The organism is Anaerostipes stercorihominis (assembly GCF_057535655.1).
In genome coordinates, this window is the sequence record NZ_BAAJCL010000039.1 from 1 (window position 1) to 476 (window position 476).

Annotated in this window: 2 tRNA genes and 1 rRNA gene; all 3 read right to left on the reverse strand. The window is 52.7% G+C overall.

Annotation, left to right across the window (positions count from 1 at the left end):
• Positions 1 to 69: 69 nt before the first annotated feature.
• Positions 70 to 143, reverse strand: a tRNA-Ile gene (locus tag AC27EF_RS13605).
• A gap of 58 nt (positions 144 to 201) precedes the next feature.
• Positions 202 to 274 (reverse strand) — tRNA-Ala (locus tag AC27EF_RS13610).
• Between the two features lie 4 nt (positions 275 to 278).
• Positions 279 to 396: ribosomal RNA gene (rrf, locus tag AC27EF_RS13615) — 5S ribosomal RNA — on the reverse strand.
• Between the last annotated feature and the right edge of the window lie 80 nt (positions 397 to 476).

The following is a 476-nucleotide window of genomic DNA, read 5'->3' on the forward strand; positions in this document are numbered from 1 at the left end:
AATGGGCTTGAGTGGACATTTCCTTTCGTACCTCATGGTACGAATTTTCTAAAATGTTTCTCTTCCCTATGGGCTTGAGTGGACTCGAACCACCGACCTCACGCTTATCAGGCGTGCGCTCTAACCACCTGAGCTACAAGCCCATTCTGGCTGGCCGTTTCCACGACCCCTTTGATTGTCTTTGGATAGTTTCTTATCCAGTGGAGAATACGAGATTCGAACTCGTGACCTCCTGCTTGCAAGGCAGGCGCTCTCCCAACTGAGCTAATCCCCCATAAATCCGGCAGCCACCTATCTTCCCAGGTCGTCTCCAACCAAGTATTGTCGGCCGCGTCAGTCTTAACCTTCGTGTTCGGGATGGGAACGGGTGTGACCCCGACGCGCATCGCCACCGGAATTTCTCTATTCTGCTGTTTCCTCCGGATTGCTCTCCCATGCCACTCTCAAGCTCCGCTTTCGTGTTCAGCATGTTCGTC